Genomic DNA, 26354 nt, shown 5'->3' on the forward strand with positions numbered 1-26354 from the left:
TAAAATCATCATGGTGATTGATAACATACGATACGGCTTTCATAGATTTGTCCTTTTGTAATAATGGGTGTTTAATAGCGGGTTAGTTTAATTAAATGCAGTGTTTTTAGTGTATTGCAGACAGGCTGGCTTGGGTCAGTCAGCCTAATCTGATAGAATTAATGAAAAATAGTTGATATTCTGAGTCTAGGCTAGGCTAAAGGTGCAAGGTCAAGGGCGCAAGGTTAAGGATACAAGCTAAGCTCACATTTTGCGCCTGTGTTTGCGCCAAAAATAGCCCTTGGTAAAATGCCGTCATTTATTGTTGTACCAGTGTATCCAATCAAGGGTAGCTAGTGCAACATCATTTATACCTTATCACTTATGCTTGTTTCTTTGTTATGGTTAAAGCAAGGTTATGGTTAAAGCAAGCATAAACGGGTAATATCAACCTCAAATTTAAGCTGATACAGACATTCTCCACGACTTAAAGCATAAATGTTTATGTAACCTTTATACAACAAAGCTATGCGCTAAAGCCGTTTGACATGAATATAACAGTGGTTTAGACTCAATTTTGATGCTAGTCAATGTCGGCTAGTCAATATTGGAGTATTAGGGATGCTTAAAACCGCTTTATATGTCCGTCTTGAAGCTAAACCAGGTAAAGAACAAGAAGTAGAAGATTTCCTAAAAGCTGGGCTGCCTATCGTCAATGAAGAACCCGCCACAGTTGCATGGTTTGGTCTACGCCTTGGACCTTCAACCTTTGGTATTTTTGATGCATTCCCTGATGAAGCAGGTCGCGAGGCTCATTTATCGGGCAAGGTTGCCGCCGCTTTGATGGCCCAAGCAGATGAACTATTTTCACAACCGCCTTCTATTGAAAAAGTAGATGTGTTGGCGAGTAAACTGCCAGCTTAGATTGAAGCCCAATTCTCTTGAGCTTAAGCTTCTTAAAGAGCTGCCTAAAATATTAACTAAAAAGCAGCTCTTTATTATAATTATATCACTTCACTTAAATCAGTCACTTATCTAATCGGTCATCCCATACTGTATCATTGACGTTTATTTGACTATATATATTCAATTACAATATTTTCTTAACTTGCTGATAGTAAGCAATGTGCAAATTTAGACTTTGCGCCATTTAACTAATTACCCTGCAATTAATCATATCGCTTTGTTGTTTTAATCGTTACCAAGTTTTAAATCAAGTTTTCAGCTAGCTATCTTACTTACAAAAACTGCTTTTCCCGGTGGATTAAATTTTATTATTTATACTATCAATAAATCTACACAACAAATAAATAGACGACTGGTCTATTTTTGTGTATAGTGACAGCATGATGACAACAAAATCCCAGTGTTGACTAGCGTTGACCAATATTTGCAGTATTGAGTAATTTTTTAAGTTTGTTGGACAGATAATATTTGCTCAGGTATCAGTCGCGCAATCTTTTTTAATGCTATTAGTCAATGCTATTAAATAATGGATTGATTTGCTCGGCATCTTTTACATTGCACACACGACTTACTGCTGTGCTCATGTAGCGATAACCTTAATTCTAAAAACTATCAGAGAAAATAACATGAAAATTTTACTTGTTCTGACCTCACATGACAAACTCGGCAATACTGGTAAGAAAACAGGTTTTTGGTTAGAAGAACTTGCGGCGCCGTATTACACCTTTATTGATGCGGGTGTTGAAGTTACCCTAGCATCACCTCAGGGTGGGCAGCCACCGCTAGACCCAAAAAGTAACTTAGCCGATGCACAAACTGAAACCACGCATCGCTTTGAAGCCGATCCAATTGCAATGCAAGCGTTGGCACAGACCCATAAACTTAGCGAAATTTCTATCGCTGATTATGATGCCGTGTTTTACCCAGGCGGACATGGTCCATTGTGGGATTTGGCAGAAGATCCGATTTCAATTGCTCTGATTGAACAAGCGATTGAGTCAGGAAAACCCGTTGCTACAGTTTGTCACGCCCCAGGTGTTCTTCGTCATGTAAAAACCAGTGATGGCAAGCCTTTGGTTAGCGGTAAATCCGTGACGGGTTTTACCAATACTGAAGAAGAAGCGGTAGGATTGACCGAAGTTGTACCGTTTTTGGTCGAAGATATGCTCAAAGAAAAAGGTGGTCATTATTCTAAAGCGGGTGATTGGCAAGTGTATGTCCAAGTAGATGGATTGCTAATTACTGGACAAAATCCTGCCTCTTCTGCTGCAACCGCCAGCGCATTGCTTGAATTGTTAAATAAGGAGTAGTCCATGTCTGCATATGTGGTATTTACCCGTGAGCAAACTACGGACGTTGAGGAACTGGCGCAATATGCACAAAAAGCGCCGCTTGCTCGTGAAGGTCGTGAGATAACACCCTTGGCTTTTTATGGTGAATTAGAAGTGCTTGAAGGCAATGAAATTGAAGGCGCTGTTATTCTACGCTTTCCTGATATGGCAGCCGCGCGAGATTGGTATCACAGTCCCGTCTATCAAGAAGCATTACAACATCGCCTAAAAGGGGCAAATTATCGTGCCTTTATCATTGAAGGTGTTGAAGACGCTATTTAAGAAAAAGCACTGCTACCAGATGCACTAGCTAACCTACAAGTTAGTACATGAGTGATATGCATTGTTATCAAATTAAAGTAATAGCAGCCCAATCATTATGTATGAATGGGCTGCTATTACAATTTTTGCAGCTATTATTGTCGTGAAGCCAAGATAGTGAAGCTAAGTTACTAAGGTTAAGTTAGTGAGGTTAAGCCAGCAAAGCTAACTTTTAAGACTGTCCACTTTTTAATAAAAACGCTGTCGCTTTTAAGGCTTGATGTAATGGTGTTTTATCTTTTTGCAGCTTACTTAATAACGCTGCGCCCATCCACATTTGGTAAGTCACTTGGGCTACCGTCAAGGCATCAGTCTCTGCTTGGATAGACCCATCTTGTTTGCCCAAGACTATGACTTCAGCAATCCGCTGGATTACCTTATCAACGCCATTGGACATAATAGCGCGCATATCTTCAGATAGGTCAGCGACTTCTGCAGCAAGTTTTACAATTAAACAGCTATCTGCCCAGCTACATGGCGCATCAGGATCTTCAATCCATAGGTTAAAATACCCGATTAGTTTTTCATAAGCGGATTGGTCGCTACGCCATAGTTCATCTAAACGGCGTTGGTAATTATCTACATAATACTGTACCAACTCACAGCCGAAAGACTCTTTAGATTTGAAGTAATGATAAAATGAACCTTTAGGAATCTCGCAGCTTTGTAAAATTTCTTGTAATCCCACACCGCTAAAACCTTTATGCAAAATCAGGTCAGAACTGGTGTTAAGAATGTGTAAGCGTTTTGCTTCAGACTTCTTGATAGGGGTAGGCTCCATATTTATTACGACGTATACGCTATTATAAAAAAATAGACCAGTCGTATTGTTTTTATTATAACTTATCTACAATGAATGTAAAGACATTTTCCTTGGAAGTATTAACTATTAACAAAGATAATTCAATATAAAACAAATATTTATATCAAATTAGATAGTGATTGGGTGATTGATTCAGGCAGTCAAAACCAAGTAACAGTCAAAACCGAATGACATGAGTATGGGTTTAAAAGTATGGCTTTGAAATAGTGATTGCCGCTATTTGATTATTACAATCCAAAAAATAAAAAACCACTGAGGATTAATGCACCTAAGTGGTTATTTTATATGGTGGGCCCACACAGACTTGAACTGTGGACCAAAGGATTATGAGTCCTCTGCTCTAACCAACTGAGCTATAGGCCCGAAAGGGTAGTGTCACAAATATTGCTAAGCAAATTTGTCAAAACTAGGCTGATTATAATACCTTAAAAAATTATTTTTGCAATGTGGAAATGGATAATTTTATGCAAAACGCTGATTAAATCAGCATAAATTTGTCTTACGGAATACGCATTATTTGTCTTGTGTCACCGCAATCATCACACCCATATATTTATTGTCATTACGTGAGAGCGTCTGACTATACAATGCTGAAGCGCTACCGCCATCCAAAAATAACGCATTGTCACAGCCCAATTGCGATTTGAACAAATCGGCAAACTCATAAAAGCTGACAGGGGTGTCGCTTATCACAAATTTGACGCGGCTAGTAGGATTGTGACCACACACGCCAACACCATTGCGGTATTTTCTCGAGGTACTATTGCCATCAAATGCCGGATGGATGTTACCATTGATGACCAGCATGGGTCCAGATTGGGTGGCGAAGGTCGGTTTTGCTCCGCTTGTCAGTTTTTTTGCCATGCTTTGACTTTCAGTGATATAAAAACCTTGACGGTCTTGCCAAAATACCCCGTTGGGCATCAAGTGAAAGTTGCCGCCGCCCTGCTTGAGATTTAGGGCTCGGATTTGCTTGCCATTGATGACCGTATACCCAATCGGCGCAAAATTGCCATCGTACATCCCTGCATTCATTGCAAACAGCAAGGTTTTGGCAGGTTGCTCACTTGCCAAATAATCGCGCAGGGTAGTAAAGGTGAGTAATAATGGGTGGCTCGTGGACGAGGGATTTTGCCACTGTAGTGAAAAATTCGCCGCGTTTTTAGCATCAAGCTCGCAGATACTGTAGTCAAACGGCTGGTTTTTGCGCTGACAATCTGGCACGGCTTTGACAGTAAACTGACGTGCCAAACCGATACTTGCCACCAATAATAGCGCCAAGCATAGGCTGACAACAACCGCTTGTGTTTTTGTGATATTTGAGAGCGTCATACCATTGAGAGAAAATTTAAGCTATTGGCTATTATACCATTTGCGTATCACAGAATATATCCGCCATTTATTACAAAAAACTTGTTCAACTTGATATTCTAGCAATTTCGACTTAACAGTGATGAATTAAACTAGTTTTTGCCCTCAATATCATTATAATAGGCAACTAAGAACAGCACCCCGTGTCTTCAAATCACGATTTGACAGAGTCATCGGGTAGGGTAAGGACTGTTTTTACAGTTTCTCACACTTAAAATCATAATCCCCTTCTATTTTAAAGGAAATTAACATGGCTATTGAACGTACTTTATCAATTATCAAACCTGACGCAGTTGCAGGCAACCACATTGGCGAAATCTACAGCCGTTTTGAAAAAGCAGGCTTAAAAGTTGTGGCAGCAAAAATGTTGCATTTAGACAACGAAAAGGCGGGCGGTTTCTACGCTGAGCACAAAGAGCGTCCATTTTATAACGATTTAGTATCTTTCATGACTTCAGGTCCAGTAGTCGTATCAGTACTTGAAGGGGAAAACGCAGTGGCTCACCACCGTGAAATCATGGGCGCTACCAATCCAAAAGACGCGGCTGAAGGCACTATCCGTCGTGACTTTGCTAACAGTATTGATGAAAACGCGGTTCACGGTTCAGACTCAACCACATCTGCAGCCCGTGAAATCAGCTATTTTTTCAGTGACAATGAAGTTTGTCCACGTACGCGTTAATCTTGACATAACAAAAAACGGCTTAAATTTTAAGCCGTTTTTTTATTGCCTATCACTCAGATGGTTTATCATTAAAAAGTAGTAATGCAAAAATAAGGATGCAAAATTAATATTAATAGTTTTATTAAGGAAACTAAAGAAACTTAATTTAACAATTCATAACAAAGAGCACATAGAGCACAGGCGCAAATCCGCTAAAATAAATTCATAACGACATAAATACAAGCTTTGTTGACTACGATATTAATAAGACAGAATCAATAAGACAAAAAATAAAATAAAAAACTATAAAAATAAAAAAGCCATAATTTGGCATTATGGCTAACATCAGTAAAACAAAGAAGAAGAAAGAAACAATAAAAATAACAACAAGTAGTGCATTACCCACTCCCATCAAGTTCCCCACTTGATGGGTTTATTTTTATATTATATAACGTTATATAATAAAATACCATAGCAATTTACTAGGATTTATCAATTTTTTTAGACGTTATACGGCAAATCTCGTTTGACACCCAATTTTTAATTCAAGCAGTGATAGTAGCTGGTTATGCCAAGTTTGTATTCAAAGTCGTTATCAAAAGTTTTTAATCTAAGTTGTTATTCAAAGCTTTTATTTAAGATAGCCTAACTACTTGTAAATCACACTTTAACCGTTAAAATAGAGACCACTAAAACAGTCACTGTTAGAACTGTTAGAATAGACACCGCTAAACCAAACACAATGGCTCCCCCAAAATCACGACAGCAAGATAAAAAAATAGGATTAACCATGATAAGAATCGGTCAGGGTATTGATGTCCATGCCTTTGTCAACGACGGCACAGAAAACCAATTCATAACATTAGGCGGGGTACAAATTCCCCATACCCACAGTTTGCTTGCGCATTCTGATGGCGATGTGGTGTTACATGCCTTGTGTGATGCGTTGCTTGGTGCATTGGCACTGGGCGATATTGGGCAGTTTTTCCCGGATACCGATGAGCGTTTTCGCAATATAGATTCGACCATTTTGCTGAACCAAGTGTACCAATTTATCCAATCAAAAGGCTTTGCGCTGATCAATGCCGACATCACCATCATGGCGGAGCGTCCAAAACTATTGCCTTATCGTACCGAGATACAATCGCGTATTGCCGGTGTCATGGGCTGCACGATTGACCAAATCAGCGTCAAAGCCACCACGACTGAAAAGCTTGGGTTTACCGGTCGCCAAGAAGGCATTATGGTGAGCTGCGTGGTATTGCTTGAACAAGTGACTCCATCAGATTAATGGAATTTGCGGGTGATATTGCTGCTGACTTTTTTTGGGTGGGCATCTTGAATGCTTACTTTCGATAACCATTATAGCGTATAATAGCAACCCTGCACTCATCATTAGTGAGTCAAATTCTAGCTGTGAAGATAGCGCTCTACTTTAACAAGAGCCTGATAAAGGAATTTCATATGACTGATATGAACCAAACTGACATCGAACAAACCATCCGTGACCAAATCGCTCAACACAGCGTATTACTTTATATGAAAGGCACGCCACAGTTCCCACAATGCGGTTTTTCTGCGCGCGCGGTGGATGTGCTAACCCAAATTGGTCGCCCATTTGCGTTTGTCAATATTCTTGAAAACCCAGAAATCCGTGCAACTTTGCCACAGATTGCTAACTGGCCAACTTTTCCACAATTATGGGTGGCAGGTGAGCTGATTGGCGGCAGTGATATTATCTATCAAATGTTCCAAGACGGTGAATTACAACCCCTAATTGAAGCCAATAGCCCAGCGGTTTAGTTTTACTACTAGCGGGTTAAGGTTATTTCTTTTTTTAACGTTTTTGTTGTCATGTATCCATAACCATGTATCAAGTCCTAGCACGCAAATATCGTCCAAAAAACTTCCATGAGCTGCTGGGACAAGAACATGTGTCCAAAGCATTAATCAATGCCATCCATAACCAGCGCTTGCATCATGCGTATCTATTTACGGGTACGCGCGGCGTCGGCAAGACCACCATTGCGCGTATTTTAGCGAAATGCCTTAACTGTGAGACAGGGGTGACAAGCGAGCCTTGTGGCGTATGTGGTGTATGTCAATCCATCGATAGCGGTCGCTTTATTGATTTGATTGAGATTGATGCGGCATCACGTACCAAAGTTGAAGATACCCGTGAATTACTCGACAACGTGCCGTATGCACCGACCCAAGGTCGCTACAAAGTCTATCTAATTGATGAAGTGCATATGCTGTCGACGCATAGTTTTAATGCGCTACTCAAAACCCTCGAAGAGCCGCCCGCGCATGTGAAGTTTCTGCTTGCGACCACAGACCCACAAAAACTGCCCATTACCATCATCTCGCGTTGTCTGCAATTTGTGCTCAGACCTTTGCCGCAAGTGGCGTTAGCTGAATATCTTGGCACGATTCTTAACAAAGAGCAAATCAGCTACGAGCCTGATGCCTTATGGCAGCTATCGAGCAGTGCCAAAGGCTCCGTGCGCGATGCGTTGTCACTCACTGATCAAGCCATTGCGTTTGGCAATGGCAATGTCACAGATGAAGTGATTCGCCAGATGCTTGGCTTAATTGACCAAGCCGATGTCATCGCTATCCTTGCCAATATTTACCAGCAAAATACCCAGCAATTGACACAATCCATTCAGCTTCTGCGTGAGCAGGTGGTGGATGCCAAAGCCGTATTTGATAGGTTGGCTGAGACGCTACATCAATTGGCAATTTTGCAGGCCTTGCCAAATTTTGATTTGCAAATCAATCGCCAGCAAAGCGAGCAATTGCAACAACTGGCTCAGCAGTTACCCGCAGAGCTATTACAACTATATTATGACATTGTGGTAAAAAGCCGTGAAAACTTGGCATTAGCCAATACGCCGATGCAAGCGTTAGAGATTTGTTTGCTCCGCTTGATGGCGTTCAAGCCGCTTCGTCGTAATCAAATCCCGCTTCGTCCGCCAATCGCTAGTAACGCTGACTCTCAAAGTCCTGATTCTCAACTTGTTGACATAACGCCTAGCGAATCCATGCAAGATGCAAAGTTTTCAGTGATGGCTGAAGATAGCTTACAAGTAACTGTCGCTGATGACTCAAATTATTCATATCAGGCAGCGACTAATCAGGCAAATAATAATCAGGTAGCTTATCATAGCGCATTTTTTGGCGATGCAGCAGAACCTCAGTCATCAGCCTCGCTACCGTCAGACCATGACATTGATGCAGAGCGAGTGCCACAATCGCAGAGTGATGACAACTTATCGGATGACAATCTGCTCAAATCTGCGTCAAACGTTGATAGCATTGAAGAAAGCATTCAACAAGGCATTGAACAACAGGCATTTGATGATAGCCATTTCATATCTATCGATGAAGCCGCAGTCAATACCAGCACACAGCAAACGCCACCCATAGAAGACGATGCCAATCGCTTATCTGACTTGCAACCCAGTGTCAGTCATCATGAAACTAGCGTGCATGGTATTGTTAATGCACCTGACATTGTTACCCCACCTGTCAAGGTTACACAGGATAGCAACCCAATAAAACAAAATGAGCTAGCGCCAGTCGCCGTAGCTACCAATGTCAGTGTTAATGTTGACAATTCCCATCACACTAGGGTGGCAGAAGGTAGTGATATTACTGATATATCGCCACTGGCGTTGCTCAAACCCACTGATGTACCACTTGAAGGCGAATGGACACCTGCCAAATGGGATTATTGGGTGTTTAATGCCCGTGAGCAAGGCTGGCTCGATGATGATGAATTAGTGCTTGCCAAACGCGGGGTTATGACGGGCGAGATTCATGGGGTTAGCCAATTTGTCACTGAACAAAGCTTTTTGACCCATACTGCAACTTTTGATAATTTTTGCCAAAAACTTCGACAGCTTTTTGAGGGGATTGATATTCGTTTGGCGGAGTCGGCAAGTAATTTTCAAGCGCTAGAGAAATTGAAACCAGAAGCATTACAAGAAGCCCGCGAAAAACTAGCGTTACAACAAGCTACCCACCAGCTTGAACAACAAGCAGTTACGCAGGCACTGTTGCAGCAACACGCCTCGATTAGCTCTGTTAAGTTAATTCAATAAGTGAATTTAATTTATATAAATTCTAATTTTTACTTTTTTAACAAACTAGTAATTGAAGAAAACCAATATTTGTTAAGAAAATCAATAAAATACAACATTAAATAGTTGAAAAAATATTAATAATTTTAGTTAATAAATCCCGATGTCGTTTAATTTATCTTGCTAATAACGTATAATACATCAGCTTTTAAAAGTGACTTTGATTAAGTGATAAAATTGGGTGAAATATGCTTGATAATTTAAGAGGCATGGCGGTTTTTGCAAGTGTTGTACGTCATGGTTCATTTAGTGGTGCTGCAAAAGAACTGGGCATAACAACAAGTGCGGTTAGTCAACAAATCCGCTCGTTAGAAAACGATATGGGTGTGGTGTTATTGCATCGCTCAACTCGTAAGTTAAGCTTAACAGAAGCAGGTACTAGTTTTTATGAGAGTGCCAAAGATGTGGTTGCGGCAGCCGAACAAGGTCGTATCCGTGTCAATCAATTACGCGATGAGTTAGCAGGGAACTTACGCATTGCGACCACGCCAGAATTGGGTGTGAATCATATTTTACCCGCGCTATCGACTTGGATTTCGGCGCATGATGATTTAACCATCCATTTTGAAGCGGATAATCAGTATGTTGACTTGATTGAAGAGCGTATCGATATCGCCCTTCGGATGTCACCAAACCTTAATGACAGTAGTTTATCGGCGTTTCCTTTGACCGAGATACGTCAGTTGCTTGTGGCTTCACCGCATTTTTTACGTCAAAATGAAAAATTGACCGAGCCAAAAGATTTGGCCAAACTCAATATGATTGGCATTAGCCTTATCAAAGATCCCAATCAAGTCGATATGATCAATGTGGAAACAGGTAAAAAATCACGCGTGCGTATGCCAACGCGTATTCAAACCAACAACATTATGCTTGCCACGACCCTTGCTAAAGAAGGGCATGGCGTTGCCCGTATCATGTCACTCGATATCCAAAAAGAATTGGCAAATGGCGATCTAGTAGAGGTATTGCCAGGTTACCAGTTGCCAAGTTATATGCTGTATGCCGTAACACCTAGACATGAACAACAACCTGCAAAGGTGACGCGCTGTCTTGAAGTGTTGACCAAGTATTTTGCTAAAGTTTAGCGGTTGGACGGTCAGTAGTAGCAATAAATAGTTGAATAAAAAACAGTTTAATAAAAAGCGAATAGTGAAGGCTATTCGCTTTTTTATTGATGCTGATAATGGCTATCAAGGCTGTCTGTCAGGGGGGGCTTGGGTGACACCATAGCGAGCGAGTTGTTGATGCAGGATGCGACGCAACTCCAAAATCGCCTGCGGGCTAGTATGAACATTGTGACGACCGGTAAGCACTTTTTCAGATTCCACGCCTTCTAAATGCGAGCTGTTGTACGGCACAATACCATCGGAGACACGGTCGGTTGCGCCATATTTCACCGATTCTAAGAGTTGCTTTTTCTCATCCAGACTTTGTTTGGCTTGCGCCAGACTCGTGGTGTTATACAGCTTGGTCTCTGTGGCTGGTTTAATGGTCGCGGTTGTATTGTCATTGTTCAAAGATGTTATGGATGCCGATATATTAGCAGTAGTGCTATTGGCTGCCTTAGCGGTAAACTGATTGAGCGCATTGGACAAATCCTTATCATCAGTGGCGATCATGTTATTGACGGCAACATTGGGCGCGATTGTGACATCTGCCGTTAATTGGTTAAAGTAAGAGTGGCTGCTCAACTGGCTCGCGCCATTTTCCAAAAATAGCTGTGCCAGAGGATTGCTTGAAACCACGCCTTCAGTAAATAGCGAATTTAAATTGCCATACACGGTGCGGATAAATCCTGCCGGTAGCGAGATGATACGGCGCAAACTGCGAGTAAACCAGCGATCGGCATAATCGGTACCACGAAATGGCGAAGAGATAAAAATCGCACGGTCGACTTGCGGTAGCGCTTGAAGTTTGAAGCGGTCACTGAGCGTTTTGTTTTGCGCATGACGGACAAATGCAGCGTAGCCCGCTGAAAAATTATTCAGCTGTGAGTAATTAGCAACCAGCGATTCGACTTTGGGCGTCAAGTCATCATTTGATACCAACAAACGCCCAATCACCCCACCCATACTATGACCAATCAGCACCGAATGTTGACTGGCAACGTCCTGCTGCTCAGGATCGACAGTTTTAAAAGTGCGTTCAATCAAGTCATAAATTTGGTGTCGGTTTTCTAGCATCGGGATATTGGTTGGATAAAAAATCTGCCAAACTTGGAAGTTTTCGCGAAGTTTTGGGTCATTAAAAATGTCATTCGTCAGTCCAATCCAAGTTTCAGGACTCGATGCTAACCCATGCATCATGATAATCACGCGTTTATTGGGGTTGTAGGGCTCAAGCATAAATAAATGCGGCTGGGTCTGCTGATAGGGCGAGGCGAACAAACTTAGATAGCTGATATTGCCTAGGCGATTGTCCTGTGACCACAAGCCGTAGGCTGCCGAAAAATTCGCCGATAGCGCAAAATCTTTGTTGAGTATAGAGACACTTTTAAATTGATAAGGATCATAAATATTAAGGGAAAAATCGGTGGTTTTTTGCAACTCATCAATGGTATTGCCTTTAGGCACCAACACCGCAGTCATAGGCAAATGCCCTGTTTGGTGGATACGTTCTTCTAGCGGTGTATCATTGGCATAGTGTTGCAACAAGTCAATAATCACCGCCGTATTGATGCGACTATTAAGCAGCGCCACATAATTGATACCAAAGCCATCGCGGCGACTGATGGTATTAAATTTTGATAAATCAATTTGGTAGCTTGAAATCAACTTCATCGATGCGGATTTGTCAGTAAACGGCTGTCCATTGATATTGACACGCAAGTTGTTGCGAGTGATTTGATAATTTTCTGCCATTTTTTGATGATACAAGCGATCACCTAACGCGTCGATGGCAGCGTAATATAAATCCTGAATTTGGGTGTCGCGTTCTTTTGGCAGATAATATAATTGTGACGGTTGTTGATTGACGACGGCTGGATTGAGGATATCGTACATCAAATAAATGTAAGAAAATCGAATCGATTGCAGCATATCGTCTTGAAAGGCGGTGGTACAAGAGATTTCATCGGGTTTGGGCGCTACAACGTCGGTCTTGCCAACCAAATCTTTGGCATAGTCTGTGGTCAAATCTTTTGGCGGATTGGTACAAGTTTTGGCTTGCTGGCGCTGCTGGGCAGAGGCGTAAAACAGCTCACTAATTGCGCCATAAATCCCTTTATCGGTATTAAGATCCGCTTGCTTGAGCGTCACTACACAGGCAGGCATGTTTGCCAAGCATTTTTCTTCATCTAAACCGGCTTGCACTAAACGGCTTTTGGTGTCAGAACTCAAGCGGCTGCCCGACAACACGCTGACGCGCTGATCTATGATGGCTCTTGCAGTATCGCGGCTACCGATTTTGGTGGTGGCGCAGCCAGTAAGGGTGATGATAGTAACCAATGTCGTCGCTGTGATGAGAGACTTTTGACAAAATCTAGTAGATTGGTTTGTTAGCGGCATGGTGATTTACTCGGCTAAAATAGAGCAAAAAAGAGTAGAGCAACAATAGATAGCGCAAAAAATCTGCCTATCACTGAATGACAGGGTGAAAAAAATCACCATGCTAAAATTCAACTATCATGGTGAATTAGCATGGTGACTTAGCAATGATATTAAACCACGGCTAGGGTATGAACGCAAAAAATTATTGAACGACTTTTGCAGGGATATCCCAAATATAGTATTTACCGCTATTGACGATGCGTAATTGCTCATCGATATACGGATTGTCTGGATTTTTGGCTTTAAATTCCGTTAACCGTTGAATGGCACGTTCTTTTTTATCATCCAATAAATCCGCTTGCGCCAAACTTTGCGTAGCTTCTAGATAGCCCATTTTTTCGGCTTTTTCTAAGTATTTGGCACCTTCTTTAAAACCGCCACCCTCAGCGAGCATCGCGCCATATAAGAAGTTGGCTTCTGCCGTGTCATTGAGTCTCACGGCACGGGCGATATAATTGCCTGCACGCACGGCATAATCAGAACCTAAATCCAGATTGCGACCCATCGCATTGAGTTTTGCTGCACGCAGTAACACCTCATAAGAGGCATTTGGATTTTGTGCGTAGGTTTCAATCCATGCGGTCAAGGATTTGAGTCGCTCAGTGGTATTGTAGCGCTCAGTACGGCTCGAAAAAACAGGGGGGTAGTGACGTGCCATTGGGGTAGCATAGGTAATAAAATCGTCTAACACGCTGACATCTAACTGTGTACTATTATCCGTGGTTCGTGGAACCAAAACGGTTTTTATTGTTGAGATATTACTAAGCGTTAAAGTCGGCAGTGGGATATTGGCAAGATTTTGCGCTGAAATATCCGTGCCTACCAATTGTACGCTGTTGGTAGATGGATAAATCACGTTGGCAACCGTGGGGGCGGTCAAGACAGGCACTATCACTGAACCTGTATTTGAGGTGGCTGACGGCGCTGTCGTTGGTGGGGTAGTATCCTTCACACTATTACTGACCGTATCAGCCGATTTCTCGGTTGATTTGTTGGTAGTTTTGGCTTTGGTCACCGTGGTTTTTTTAGTTGCTTTTGTCTGGGTAGCGGGTTTTGCCGCGGTGGTTTTGGTGGTGGTCGTCTTGGTCGTTGTTTTTGCGGTTGCAGTTGCAGCCATCCCTACAGTGGCATTCGTTGCCATCAAAATAGCTAAGGTATAGGCTAGGGGTTTTACCATGTGAGTCATTGAAATTTCCTTAAAAAATTGGGTGGGATAGATTGCACAAATCAATCAGCTTATCCCATAGCAACAATGTAAAGCAATAATCTGAAAATACTATCAAAAAAAAATAAAGTTATTGTTATATTTTTACGCGAAAACAGCGCGCTTAAGCAAGGTTATAGCAATAAACGCGCCAGCAAACGATTGAGGCTGTCAGTCATGCTCATTTAAACACGCTTGGCTAAACACGTTCGGTTAAACACGCTTGGCTAAATATGATACGCCACCGTTTTCATGCAGTTAGCCAAAAAACGCATCGTGGTTTTGATGGGTACTGGCAATGGGCTGGCACCTGATTCGACTGCTTTATCACGGTGATGTAATTCTTCTTTATCCATTTGGCTTAAAATCTCAGTGCTGCGTTTATCTTGTGTTGGCAGCTTGCCAAGATGGCTGTGCAAATGCTCGCTGACTTGGGTTTCCGTTTCTGCGACAAACCCCAAACTAAACTCATCGGAAATCAATCCCGCTACCGCACCCATGCCAAACGATAGCCCATACCAAAGCGGACTAAAAATACTGGGATGGCTGCCCAATTCATTTAACCGTATCTCACACCACACCAAGTGGTCAATCTCCTCTAGCGCAGATTGGTGCATGGCTTTTTTGACCGTTGCTTGCTTAGCAGTAAATGCTTGACCGTGATAAAGTCCTTGCGCGCATACTTCGCCAGTATGATTGATACGCATGAGACCTGCGACATGACGCGCTTCTTCCACGGAGAGTTTTGGCACATCGGGGCTAGAGACAGGCAAAGGACGGGTGCTAAGATTACTGTTTGGAATAAACGAGCGAATCGCCCGATCAAAGAAGACAATATTGCGGTCTAATTTACTAAGGGATAGGTTGTTTTGTGCTGGTTCAATCGACATAGGCGCTCTATTCAAAGTGTTTCCAATCGCTATTATGCGCAGAATATGGCGTTAATTCTACTCAATATCACAACTTTTGACTAGCAAATCTATGTAGCTTATGAGCGATTTGGCTATTTTATAAAAAGCCCGTGAGAGGCTAGGCAATCACGGGATGTTGTGTAATAACGATATATTATACCGGTGGTAATTGTGAACGGTAGGCTTCTGCAAAGTTATGACCAGTTAAGGCTTCAGTCGCTTTGACCGTGACATAGCTACCTGGGGCATCGCCATAGGTTGGGATTTCTTTACCTTGGCTATTTTGACCGACAACACGGGCATTGATTTCGTTGCCCTCAAATGGTTTGATCCAGTCATGCCATCTTGTCCACCAGGTGTCTTTAACATAGGTGGCGTCTTTGTACCATTGGTCAGCATCCGCAGTGTAGTTATCATTGGTGTAATAACCATATTTACTACCTGGGGGGTTCATGATACCTGCAATATGACCTGATTCCCCCAACACAAATACTTTTTCACCGCCAAATACTTGCGTGCCTGGGTAACAGCTTTTCCATTTTGCGATATGGTCTTGCAAGGTTGCCACCATAAATACGGGAATTTTAACTTTTGATAGGTCAATTTTCACGCCGTCAATTTCGACCCCGCCCGGTTTACGCAGCAAGTTGTTGATATAGAACTCACGCAGTAGAAAATGGTGCAGCGCAGCGGTCACGTTGGTACAGTCTGAATTCCAGTATAACAAGTCAAAAGGTACAGGGCGTTCGCCTTTGAGGTAGTTTTGCACATAGTAGTTCCAGTATAGGCTGTTCTCACGGAGTAGGCTAAATGACACGCCCATCATTCGCCCATCAAACACGCCTTTGTCGGCGTTCTGCTTGTCAATCGCCGCAACGATTTTGTCATCGATAAAGACGCCAATATCACCTGGATCTGAGAAGTCAATAATAGTCGCCCAAAGTGTCGCACTGGCAATGCGGCTTTCTTGCTTGGTCGCGGCAAGATAGCCTAACGTCAATGCGGTCAACATACCCCCAATACAATAACCTGTAATATTGATGGTTTTTTCACCTGTGATGGCTTCAATTTGATCCATCGCTGCAAGCACACCGTCTTTCATGTAAGTGCTCATGCCAACATTTTTGTACTCAGGTGTCGGGTTCGCCCAAGAGATGACATAAACCGTATGACCTTCATTGACTGCCCAATGTACAAACGAGTTGTTCTCACGTAAGTCCATGATGTAGAATTTGTTGATCCAAGGTGGCACCATCAGCAACGGACGTTGTTTTACTTTTTCGGTTGAAGGGTCATACTGGATGAGCTGCATCATGTGGTTTTCAAATACCACTTTTCCTTTTGAGGTGGCGATGTTGTCACCCACCCGAAACGCACTCTGGTCAGTCATACGGATATTGAGGGTATCAGCGCTGTTACCCATGTCCTCAGCCAACTGTTTCATACCTTGAACCAAATTTTGACCCCGACTTTCGATGGTCAAACGTAGTACCTCTGGGTTGGTCATTAAGAAGTTGGTTGGGGCCACTGCATTGATCCATTGGCGGGTAAAAAAAGCCAAGCGTTGACGGGTTTTTTCATCAATACCTTCAACGCCATCAATCGCATCCATCATCGCTTGGGTGGTTAATAAATAATACTGTTTTAGGAAGTTAAAAATAGGATTGTCTTCCCATTCTTCATCATTAAAGCGTTTATCGCCTTTTTCAGGACTTGCCACTGGGTCGATTTTTTTACCGGCAAATTGTTGTAGCGTGTTTTGCCACAAGTGCATTTGGTCTTTAAATAACTGCAATTGGTCTTCAACCATCGTGCCTGGGTGATTGGTCACCATTTGACCCATTTTACGCCAGCCATCCATTAAATCCATCATGATGGATGTATTGGTGTACTGCGGCGCTTGGTTGGCACGCATCGACTGCTGTGCAATTTGTTGGCTGAGTTTGGTCATATTGCCAAAAAATTCGCTATAGAATTCACCAACCGCAGGATTGTAAGGCGGAATACTAGAGGCCATGTGAGCAAACGGATTGGTTTTACTCAAAAAATCCAGCGGATTTTGCGGCAGATCAAAGGCGTTGGTTCCAAAGTTGTTAAAAGGATTACTACCAAAACCAAATGCATTATTGCCAAAGGGAAAATTGGCAAATGGCGTGTAGCCAAAAGCATTGGTGGTATTGGTATTCTCTGCGCCTTGGGTGTTGGAAGTATTGTTATTTGAAGCATTGTCGCTTGAGGAATGGGCGTTCGTTCCTTGATATTGGGTGTCTTTATTGTCTGCCATGATAAGTCCCGTCATTATGATGTGCTTGATAAGAATTCGCTGTGAATATGCACGCTTACTTAAAAATAAGGTGGATTAGGCATCTGTCTAATCCACCACTTTTATAAATTCATAAGCTGCCATTCATCTATCAGGTAAAACATAAATAGCTGTTTATAAATGATACAGTCTTAAGAATGACTACGATGCATCAAACTAATTATTTTGCTGCAGGGGTTGTTTTTGCTGCAGGTTTTGCCGCTTCACTATTTTGTGTTTGTGGTACATCATTAGTGGTGCGGGTTGCCGCAGCAGTCACGTTAGTCGCAGCTTTGTTCATGTTTTGGGTGGTTTGTTTAACCGCTTCTGACATTTGGTTTGCCGCTTTGTGCATATTTTCGTTTACTTTGCGGTTAAAGTCTTCTGCCGTTTTTGATGCGTTACTAGCGGCGCTTTGCATGGCATCTTGCATGCTGGATGCATTTTGGCTATAGATTTCATTCATCGCTGACATGACTTCATTACGGATTTCATTGCCAAGCTCAGTCAAACGCTGTGCATCTGACAACATTTTTTGACCCAATTGGTTGAGCAGCTCAGTTTGTTTTTGGTTGAAGCTTGAAGCCGCTTCTGGAGAGTCAACAGAAGAAACATTGCGAAGTTGCTCAAGACCCATTTCTGAGTAATGACGCATTGTTTCTAAAGAAAAGTCAGTCATTTTTTCCGCATTTCGTAACATCGCTTGGTTGAAGCGAGACCATGGTGCGTACATTTGACGTGAACCATCTTTCATTTTATCCATAAAATCGTTGTTCATAATTGACCTCATTAGGCTACCAGAAAAAACAAGAAGGGTATTTTAGAATACCAAGTTGCGATACATTTTCTAATCAAAAATATGACTAAAATGAATGCGATAAGATTTAAGCATAGTCTATTTGCTTGATATTACAATATCATGAAAAATGGCTAAATTAAACCTTGCGAGGAGCTTAAAAGTAAAAAACAATCACTATTTATGTTAATATTTGTAATAGTATAATCAACTAGACAGTAAGCGTAGGTAACCGATAAAAATCGGTTATATCTTACCATTTATCCTAAAAATAGTTGACAGGCTTGTCACTTTTAATTATTGGGTTTTATCGTGATTGGATGCTCAAGTGATAAAGCTAATTCAAGTTGCTCATCGGTCAATATGACATAAATTTGTTTGTCATCGTCTGAGTTGATTCGCAAAATCGGAACGTCAATACGGCCATCGATATTTTTATCCGCATCCAAACTAAAACCTAAAAAATCGAGTTGTTCGACAATCATCTGACGGATAATTGCCGATTGCTCACCTATCCCTGCGGTAAAGATAAGCGCATCACAGCCTTTCGTACTGACCATCAGGCTTGCGATTTCTTTGGCGGCATGCGTGATAAAATACGCCAGTGCAAATTTGGCGCGTGGGTCATCGCTAGCGAGCAAATCACGCACGTCATTGCTAATTTCAGATAAACCGAGCAAACCCGACTCTTTATATAGGCATTGGTTCATTTGCTCGAGCGTCCAACCTTGCTCGACCATATACAAAATCACCCCAGAATCCAAATGACCCGGACGGGTACCCATTGGCACGCCATCTAATCCACTAAAGCCAAAGGTACTGTCTTTTGATTTGCCATTTTCGACCGCGGTGATACTACAGCCACTACCCAAATGCGCGATGATTAAGCGTTTTTTGGCAATCTTTGGGAGATAGGTTTCAAGTTTGCGCATAATCGCCTGATACGATAAACCATGAAAGCCATAACAGCGCACGCCTTGATCACGCAGCGTTTTTGGGAGCGCATAACTAGACCAAATCTCTGGGCGATGGTAGTGAAAGGCGGTATCAAAGGCAGCGATGTGCACCAGATTTTTATCAATGGCTTGCAGCGCTTTGACCACAGATAGGGCAGGGGGCTGATGTAGCGGACATATCGGTGATAACTCCACCAAATGCGCCATCACTGTCTCGTTAATCACCACAGGAACATGATAGCGTTTACCACCATGAACCACTCGGTGGATACAGACAATCTCACGCGCGGGAAAGGCATGTTTGACACGAGTAAACAGGCTTACCGCGGTGTCTTTCAGGCTATCTTGGGGCTCCCAGTCAGACAAAGATTGGGGCATGGCGTGCCAGACTTTGTTTTTGGTTTTTAGGTTGATATTGACATCAAACAAGGGTGACCACGCAAGGGGGGATGAGTCGACTGCATTAGCCGTGTCGTACGCCGCCATTTTGATAGTCGCTGAACCCACGTTAAAGGTCACCACAATCGGGTGAGTCGAGTCAGTATGCCTCATTACAGAATCGTTCATGCTAGTCACCTCAATTAATCTCAAGTAACCTGAATTAACATCAAGCTTGTTTACGCTTTTGCGCAACGTAGGCGCCAAGGGCAATGGAATACAGGCGGTCGAGTTCATCATCCGAACGGCTGGTCAACACAATCGGCACTTTTGAACCCATGACAATACCAGCGGCTTTAGCTTCGCCCAAATAAATTAACTGTTTACCTAGCATATTGCCCGCTTCTAAGTCAGGTACCAGTAAAATATCGACATCGCCCGTGACAGGTGAGTGGATATGTTTGATATCCGCAGACTGTTGGCTAATCGCATTGTCAAACGCTAGTGGCCCATCAAGCAAGGCGCCGGTGATTTGCCCCCGGTCTGCCATTTTGCATAACGCCGCGGCATCAATGGTCGATTGCATTTGCGGTTTGACTTCTTCAACCGCTGCCAAGATGGCTACTTTAGGCTGCTCAATGTCCAGCGCGTGCGCAAAATCAATCGCATTTTGCAAAATGTCTTTTTTGGTCAGCAAATCTGGCACCACATTGAGTGCACAATCGGTCAAGGTCAAAAGCTTGTGATACGTGGGACTTTCCATTAACCACACGTGGCTCATACGGCGCTCGGTGCGTAGGTTTTGGGTTTTATCGATCAAGACACCCATTAATTCATCGGTATGCACTGAACCTTTGATGATAAAGTCGGCTTGCTGTTCACGAACCATTTTTGCGGCGATTTCAACCGCGTCATGACTATGCTCAGCATCCACTAACATAAAGTCTGAAATATCTAAATTGGCGTCAGTAGCGGCTTTTTCGATTTTGTGTTTTGGACCGACCAAAATCGGGGTGATGATGTGGTGCTGATGTGCTTGGATACAAGATTGCAAAATGATATCGGTAGTAGGATGCACCACCACGGCAGGGACAGGCGAGACAAAGCGCCCTTGTGCTAAAAGCTGCGAAAGTTTGGTTAACATCGTGTTGCCCTTATGAGTTGACATAAATAACACTAAGCACTCAGGTTTTGATTAAGTGAGCGGTATAGATTGACATAAAACAGTATGAATCAATGACATGACAGCAAGATGAATCGATTGTTGCGATGGGTTTGCCGCGCCGCTTAACTTATTAGCTTATCTTATCTTAACTTAATTTGGCTTAACCAAAGCTAGACTGAGTCAACTAAGCTTGGTAATACCGGCACCGATAATTTTACTGATGCCCCCTGTTTGCGGCACTACTTGGATTTGACTGCTGATTCTATCTTTGAGCGCCTGTATATGGGAAATCACGCCAATTAGCTTGCCCGATTGCTGTAGGTTGGTTAGGGTGTCGAGCGCTACATCGAGTGCTTCTTCATCGAGCGTACCGAAGCCTTCATCCAAAAACAGCGAATCTACTTGCATGCGGTGACTGGCCATATTTGACAGTCCCAATGCAAGCGACAAGCTGATAATAAAACTCTCACCGCCTGATAGATTTTTACTGGTACGGATTTGCCCGCCTTGGTAATTGTCCATCACATTGAGCATCAAGGGCTGCTCGCTATCAGCTATCAGCAAATAACGGTCGCTCATTTTTTTGAGCTGTTCATTGGCATGGGCAACCATGATATTAAAGGTCAAGCCTTGGGCAAAGTTACGGAATTTTTTGCCATCGCTTGAACCAATCAACTGATGCAATACCTTCCATTCTTCGGTATAGTTGCGCTGTTGGTTGATGGCATCTAATAGTTGCTGTTGGTTTTTTTTAAGGGCTTCATTGGCTGCTAGCTGCTGTTCAACGGCGCCCAATTGTTTTTGCTGCTCGCTAAATTGCTGTTGCAATTGCCCAAGCGCATCGAGCAATTGTTCAACTGATAGCGCAGTTTGGGGATGATTGAGTAACTGCTGCTGTATGCGTTTGGCTTCAGAGAGTAGGTTATGATTGCGCTGCTGGCTGTTATGGAGTTGACTGGCAAGCTGTTGTAAGCGTTCTCGCTCGGTATCGACCAACACCGCAGCGCGATAATCGGCGTCATCTACAAAACCCAATGTCGCAAAACGCTGCTGGATATCGGCTTGTAGGGTTTGCTGGGCAGTTTTTAGTTGGGTGGTGCTAGTGGTCAAAGATGCGATTTGTTGTTGCAAAATCTGCAGCTGACTTAGCTGCTCATGAAAGGCGGTTTGGATAGCTTGATAGTCCTGCAAAGCCTGATTTTTTGCTTGGATTAATGCGTGAGAGACGATGTCTACCGCTTGTTCGCCAAACAAGGCGTATCGCTGCGCCTGTAGCTCGCTAATCTCTTGCGCCAACGCTTGCTGTCGCTGACGGACTTGGCGTTGATTTTGGGTTAAATGTTGCTGGTCTGCCACCAATCGGGTGAGCGCTTGCTCAATCCCTGTGATGGTGTTATTGATATGGCTAAGCTTAGTTTCTAATCCCTGATAGTGCTGTAAAAGTTGCGCAAGGGTATCGATATGCTGATTGAATTGGGCATTCACATCCTGTGTGGTAGCAAAACTAAAAGTGCGCTCGCGCGTTGCAAACTGCATCAGTAACTTGTCAATGCGCTGTATTACTTGATGTTGTTTATCGGCGATGACCAATTGCTGGGCATCAATATCGCGGATTCTGTCTTGACGATGTTGCTGCTGATTTTGTAGCAAGGTGTGTTGCTGCAAAACATCATGGTATTGCTCGCTCAGTTTTGCTAAGCGCTGCTGGGTTTGCTGCTGCTCTGATTGTACGGCTTCGATTTGCGTCAGTGAATCTTGCAGCGCTGCCAGAGCCTGCTGATTGTTGGTTTGTTGAGCCTTGATTATCGTCACCAATGTTTGAAGGGCTTGGCGGTCTATATCGTCATCGGTGCTGAGGGCTGCAACGGGCGGCAACGCTTCAATTGCCTGTTGTACAGGCTGAGCATGTATAAGGTGTTGGCTGGCAACCTGGAATTGATTTAATAAGCGTTGGTTGTGTGCCTGTAGGTGCTGTAAATGCTCATTGAGCTGTTGCTGACTATTAGTGAGTGCATGCTCTTCAAGCAATAACTGCTGTAATTGGCGATTGATGTCATCAAGCCGTTGTTTGGCAATCGCTAATTGTTGCTCTGTATCATCGGGCGTGTAGGATTGATGGGTGGCGAAAGGATGCGCGGTTGACCCACACAGCGGGCAAGGTTCGCCGTGGCGTAACTTATCGCGCTCCTCGGTCAAATCTTGAATTTTTGCCAATAAAATCAAGTTGCGATTTAACAATTCAACGGTCTGCTGGGCGGCTTGTTGCTGCTGCTCGCTAGTTAGTCGTTGGCTAGCAATCTGAGCCAGTTGAGTTTGACCCTCGGCTAATTGCTGCGCAAATTGCTGATAGTGTTGCAGGTTGGTTTGCCAAGTCTGCACATCGCTTTGCATGGCGGCAAGCTGCTGGTCGGTTTGCCAATAAGCTTCAGCCTGCTGGCGCAACACTGCCGCTGACTGCCCTTGTGTCAGATGATATAATTGACTGGTTTGGCTGTCTAAGTTTTGTCGATGCTCAGAAATTTGTGATTGCAATTGCGTGAGCTGTGATTGCAGAGCGCTGGCTTGCTGCTCATTGTGCTGAAAATCAACTTGTAACTGATGCTGTTGGGTGGCGAATGCCTGCGCTTGTTCACAGAGTGCTTGGCTAGATTCCTGTAGTTGGGTGAGGGAGGCTAATGTTTGAGGCAAAGTTTTTGCATGGGGGATTTGCTGCTGCGCTTGGGTAAGCTGTTCACGTTGTGTTTGCTGGCTGACAAGCTGCTGCTGCTGACTATCAATGCTTTGGGCATTATGAGCCAATTGCTCACTAAGCTGTGACAACTGCTGTGCAATCTCTTGGGCGTACTGATTTTTTTGCCCAAGGGTAGTGTCAAGCTTGCGCACTTGGTTTAATAGCGGTTGGGCCTGTTGCCAGTCGTTTTCGGTTTGCTGGGCTAGTGCTTGACGCTCATCTTGGTTTTTTTGAGCAAGTTGGTAATCGCGTTCGGCGGTGGGTAGCTGGTGTTGATAACTGGCAAGCTCACTGAGCTGTGCGGTCAATAAATCGCGCTGATAGTCAAGTTTTTTAATATCACCCGACACTTCAAGGGCTTTTAGTGCGCGCTGTAGTTGGTTTTTTTGTGGAGCAAATTGGCTTTCTTGCTCGGCAATGTCGCGTGCTTCATGCTCAAGTTGGTGGATTTGGTGCGTGTATGCATCAAGGTTCTGTCGCCATAGCTTATCAGACTCGATTTTAGTCAAGGCGGTTTTAGTTTCATTGACGATGTCAATTAGGGCGTTTTTTTGTGAGGTTAGGCTTTGTACCTCTTCATCAGATAACACCGTCATGCCTGATAAGCGATCCGTGAGCGTCTTAAGTTCAGCGTCTGATTGGGTTTTAAACTCGTGTACTTTTCTTGAGATATCGCCATAGATTTCGGTGCCGGTGATTTCTTCGAGCAGGTTGGAGCGCTCATCGCTATTGGCTTGCAAAAAAGCGGCAAAACTGCCTTGCGCCAGTAGCATGGCACGGGTAAAACGGTCAAAATCCATGCCGGTGAATTCAGCGACCAGTTTTCTAGTTTTTCTGGTTTGGGTTTCAAGCGGTGGTAAATCTGCAGCATCATCGGTAAAAGGGGCGATTTCGTGCATTGGCGATTGCAAGTTGCCTTCGGGGTTTTTTCTGGCGCGCTTTTGTAGCCAGGTACAGCGATAACTGCCATTTTTGGTGGCAAAAATTACTTCGCTTCGACATTCGCCGGTATGGCGTGACATGAGGTCATTTTTGCTTTGGGTAATCTCGCCCAAGCGTGGCGTCGCACCGTATAAGGCAAGACAAATGGCATCTAAAATGGTGCTTTTACCCGCACCTGTCGAGCCTGTGATAGCAAAAATACCTTCATCAGCATAGGCGGCATGACGAAAGTCAATTTCCCATTCGCCTTGCAATGAATTAAGGTTTTGAAAGCGAAGCTTTAAGATTCTCATTGCTGCCCCCCTTGCAAGCTTTCAAGCACTTCAGTATATCTTGACCATAACATGGGTTTTTGTTCTTCTAGCACTTGATGGGCAATTAGACAGCGTTCAAATACTTGTGTCGGGTTTAACTCTTCAAGTGACTCATCCATGCGCTGGCTTTGCATCACCTGATCGCGTTTTTGCTGATTTTTGATGCGTAGTACTTCAAGCCTAGAGTCTTTAACCAGTTCTGCAATTTTTTCTGATAAATCACCCACGACTTCTTGCCCGTCATAGACCACTTCAAGCCAAACTGATTGTTGGGAATTTTTTAGGCTGTGTAAGCTAGTTTTGATGGTTTGCCAATCACCTTTGAGCGTTTGTATGGATTGGAATACAGGGACAGGCAGAGATTGCAGGAGGGTAGTATCGCTAAGCTTGGCTATATTGTAAGGTTGCCCACTAAGTTGCCCACTTAGATGATCACTGGGTTTGTCATATCCTGCTTTATGGCTCGCTTGTGCGTCAATAGCTACTTCAATCTCAGCCTCTGCATTTATCGCGTCAAGCATGGATGATTCAGGCAACTCTTCATCCGCAAATAAATCCATCGACGCATGGCTCACACTTTTGCGTTTTTTGACAGGGGTTGGCGCAGAGACAAGCGGTTTTTTTTGAATGGTTAAAGTCTGTAATGGCTGAGACAGTAAGTCAGGATTGGCATCAAATCGCAGCAAATGCACTTGTTTTTGTTGGCGGCTTTCACCAAAACCCATGGCAATGGGTGAGCCAGCGTAACGGATGTGTGGTTGTCCGCCAACCACTTGCGGGATATGCAAATGCCCAAGCGCCACATAGTCAATCTGTGGGTGAAAAATCTCTGCACCGATACTACCAAGTGACCCGACATACAAATCACGCACCCCATCGCCTTCCATTGTTTGCCCGCCCACAGTAAATAAATGCCCTGTTGCCACAATCGGAATGGTACGCTTATATTTGGCTTGCAGCTTCGCTTGTTGCGCAATCGCAATATCGGCAATCTGTGCATAATGGGCTTTGATGCCTTGGGCAAGTTTTCGTTCTTTATCATCAAGGCGTTCGCCATGCCCGACGGTGCGCACATCACGGTCACGCAAGTAGGGCACTGCCATGACAATGAGCTCAGGTTGCCCTGCTTTATCTGATAACGTAATCACTTCATCAGTCGGCGTATCTGTCATACTACCGATGATATGGATGTTAAAGGCTTTGAGTAGCTGTTTGGGTGCCTCCAAAAAACTGGCTGAATCATGGTTGCCCGCTACGATAACCACATGGTGACAACCGGTATCGCAAACTTGACTTAAAAAATCATAATATAAATTTTGCGCTTGGTTACTGGGTGCGGTGGTATCAAAAATATCCCCTGCAATCAGTAGCACATCGACTTTTTGCTCACGCAGCGCCTGTAACTGCCAGTCTAAAAACTGCTTAAATTCATCGTAGCGTGGCTTACCGTAAAGCCTACGCCCCAAATGCCAATCTGATGTATGTAATAAAGTGAGCATAA

At 43.5% G+C, this 26354-nt stretch carries 19 protein-coding genes and 1 tRNA gene; 8 read left to right on the forward strand and 12 right to left on the reverse strand.

What is annotated here, in order from left to right; genetic code table 11:
* Positions 1–600: 600 nt before the first annotated feature.
* The 3 genes from RTJ53_RS07025 (at position 601) to RTJ53_RS07035 (ending at position 2558) form a co-directional block, all read left to right on the forward strand.
* Positions 601–903 carry a putative quinol monooxygenase gene (locus RTJ53_RS07025; RefSeq protein WP_312276419.1) on the forward strand — a complete coding sequence of 101 codons (303 nt, stop codon included), beginning with the start codon at positions 601–603 and terminating at the stop codon, positions 901–903.
* 668 nt (positions 904–1571) lie between these two features.
* Positions 1572–2255, forward strand: coding sequence for a type 1 glutamine amidotransferase domain-containing protein (locus tag RTJ53_RS07030; protein WP_312276420.1), 684 nt, complete (start codon positions 1572–1574; stop codon positions 2253–2255).
* Positions 2256–2258: 3 nt separating this feature from the next.
* Positions 2259–2558: a DUF1330 domain-containing protein gene (locus RTJ53_RS07035; RefSeq protein ID WP_312276421.1), complete on the forward strand. Its 300-nt coding sequence runs from the start codon at positions 2259–2261 to the stop codon at positions 2556–2558.
* 211 nt (positions 2559–2769) lie between these two features.
* Here the strand turns inward: RTJ53_RS07035 and RTJ53_RS07040 are convergent, their stop codons facing one another.
* The 3 genes from RTJ53_RS07040 to RTJ53_RS07050 all read right to left on the reverse strand — a co-directional run bounded on the left by RTJ53_RS07040 (position 2770) and on the right by RTJ53_RS07050 (position 4752).
* Positions 2770–3378: a TetR/AcrR family transcriptional regulator gene (locus tag RTJ53_RS07040; protein ID WP_312276422.1), complete on the reverse strand. Its 609-nt coding sequence runs from the start codon at positions 3376–3378 to the stop codon at positions 2770–2772.
* A gap of 328 nt (positions 3379–3706) precedes the next feature.
* A tRNA-Ile gene (locus tag RTJ53_RS07045) sits at positions 3707–3783 on the reverse strand.
* A gap of 150 nt (positions 3784–3933) precedes the next feature.
* Positions 3934–4752 (reverse strand): phosphodiester glycosidase family protein, encoded by an 819-nt coding sequence (locus RTJ53_RS07050; RefSeq protein WP_312276423.1) that lies wholly within the window; start codon positions 4750–4752, stop codon positions 3934–3936.
* Positions 4753–5041: 289 nt separating this feature from the next.
* On the opposite strand from RTJ53_RS07050, the gene ndk reads away from it, so the two are divergent.
* The 5 genes from ndk to RTJ53_RS07075 all read left to right on the forward strand — a co-directional run bounded on the left by ndk (position 5042) and on the right by RTJ53_RS07075 (position 10691).
* Positions 5042–5473, forward strand: a complete 432-nt coding sequence (ndk, locus tag RTJ53_RS07055; protein WP_309596860.1) for a nucleoside-diphosphate kinase — start codon at positions 5042–5044, stop codon at positions 5471–5473.
* A 772-nt stretch (positions 5474–6245) separates the two neighbouring features.
* The gene (gene ispF, locus RTJ53_RS07060) at positions 6246–6746 is read left to right on the forward strand and encodes a 2-C-methyl-D-erythritol 2,4-cyclodiphosphate synthase (RefSeq protein ID WP_312276424.1); all 501 of its coding nucleotides are present in this window, start codon (positions 6246–6248) and stop codon (positions 6744–6746) included.
* Between the two features lie 173 nt (positions 6747–6919).
* Positions 6920–7258 carry a Grx4 family monothiol glutaredoxin gene (gene grxD / locus RTJ53_RS07065; protein WP_007116440.1) on the forward strand — a complete coding sequence of 113 codons (339 nt, stop codon included), beginning with the start codon at positions 6920–6922 and terminating at the stop codon, positions 7256–7258.
* A 65-nt stretch (positions 7259–7323) separates the two neighbouring features.
* Positions 7324–9564 carry a DNA polymerase III subunit gamma/tau gene (dnaX, locus tag RTJ53_RS07070; protein ID WP_312276425.1) on the forward strand — a complete coding sequence of 747 codons (2241 nt, stop codon included), beginning with the start codon at positions 7324–7326 and terminating at the stop codon, positions 9562–9564.
* Positions 9565–9791: 227 nt separating this feature from the next.
* On the forward strand, positions 9792–10691 hold the full coding sequence (locus tag RTJ53_RS07075; protein ID WP_007116438.1) for a LysR family transcriptional regulator: 900 nt from the start codon (positions 9792–9794) through the stop codon (positions 10689–10691).
* Positions 10692–10796: 105 nt separating this feature from the next.
* Here RTJ53_RS07075 and RTJ53_RS07080 read toward each other — a convergent pair whose 3' ends face one another.
* The 9 genes from RTJ53_RS07080 to RTJ53_RS07120 form a co-directional block, all read right to left on the reverse strand.
* Positions 10797–13112 carry an esterase/lipase family protein gene (locus RTJ53_RS07080; RefSeq protein ID WP_312276426.1) on the reverse strand — a complete coding sequence of 772 codons (2316 nt, stop codon included), beginning with the start codon at positions 13110–13112 and terminating at the stop codon, positions 10797–10799.
* A 184-nt stretch (positions 13113–13296) separates the two neighbouring features.
* Positions 13297–14340, reverse strand: a complete 1044-nt coding sequence (locus RTJ53_RS07085; RefSeq protein ID WP_312276427.1) for a tetratricopeptide repeat protein — start codon at positions 14338–14340, stop codon at positions 13297–13299.
* A gap of 245 nt (positions 14341–14585) precedes the next feature.
* Positions 14586–15248, reverse strand: coding sequence for a 2-polyprenyl-3-methyl-6-methoxy-1,4-benzoquinone monooxygenase (coq7, locus tag RTJ53_RS07090; protein ID WP_312276428.1), 663 nt, complete (start codon positions 15246–15248; stop codon positions 14586–14588).
* A 175-nt stretch (positions 15249–15423) separates the two neighbouring features.
* A complete protein-coding gene (phaC, locus tag RTJ53_RS07095) occupies positions 15424–17568 on the reverse strand; it encodes a class I poly(R)-hydroxyalkanoic acid synthase (protein ID WP_312276429.1) in 2145 nt (714 codons plus the stop codon).
* Between the two features lie 184 nt (positions 17569–17752).
* Positions 17753–18349, reverse strand: a complete 597-nt coding sequence (locus RTJ53_RS07100; RefSeq protein WP_312276430.1) for a phasin family protein — start codon at positions 18347–18349, stop codon at positions 17753–17755.
* Between the two features lie 311 nt (positions 18350–18660).
* A complete protein-coding gene (locus RTJ53_RS07105; RefSeq protein ID WP_312276431.1) occupies positions 18661–19890 on the reverse strand; it encodes an acetate/propionate family kinase in 1230 nt (409 codons plus the stop codon).
* A 40-nt stretch (positions 19891–19930) separates the two neighbouring features.
* Positions 19931–20845, reverse strand: coding sequence for a bifunctional enoyl-CoA hydratase/phosphate acetyltransferase (locus RTJ53_RS07110; protein WP_312276432.1), 915 nt, complete (start codon positions 20843–20845; stop codon positions 19931–19933).
* 201 nt (positions 20846–21046) lie between these two features.
* The gene (locus RTJ53_RS07115) at positions 21047–24832 is read right to left on the reverse strand and encodes an SbcC/MukB-like Walker B domain-containing protein (RefSeq protein ID WP_312276433.1); all 3786 of its coding nucleotides are present in this window, start codon (positions 24830–24832) and stop codon (positions 21047–21049) included.
* Positions 24829–26352 carry an exonuclease SbcCD subunit D C-terminal domain-containing protein gene (locus tag RTJ53_RS07120; RefSeq protein ID WP_312276434.1) on the reverse strand — a complete coding sequence of 508 codons (1524 nt, stop codon included), beginning with the start codon at positions 26350–26352 and terminating at the stop codon, positions 24829–24831. Before RTJ53_RS07120 ends, RTJ53_RS07115 begins: the two co-directional genes overlap by 4 nt.
* Positions 26353–26354: the final 2 nt, after the last annotated feature.

Source organism: Moraxella sp. CTOTU46711 (genome assembly GCF_031975715.1).
In the GTDB taxonomy this organism is placed as follows: Bacteria; Pseudomonadota; Gammaproteobacteria; order Pseudomonadales; family Moraxellaceae; genus Faucicola.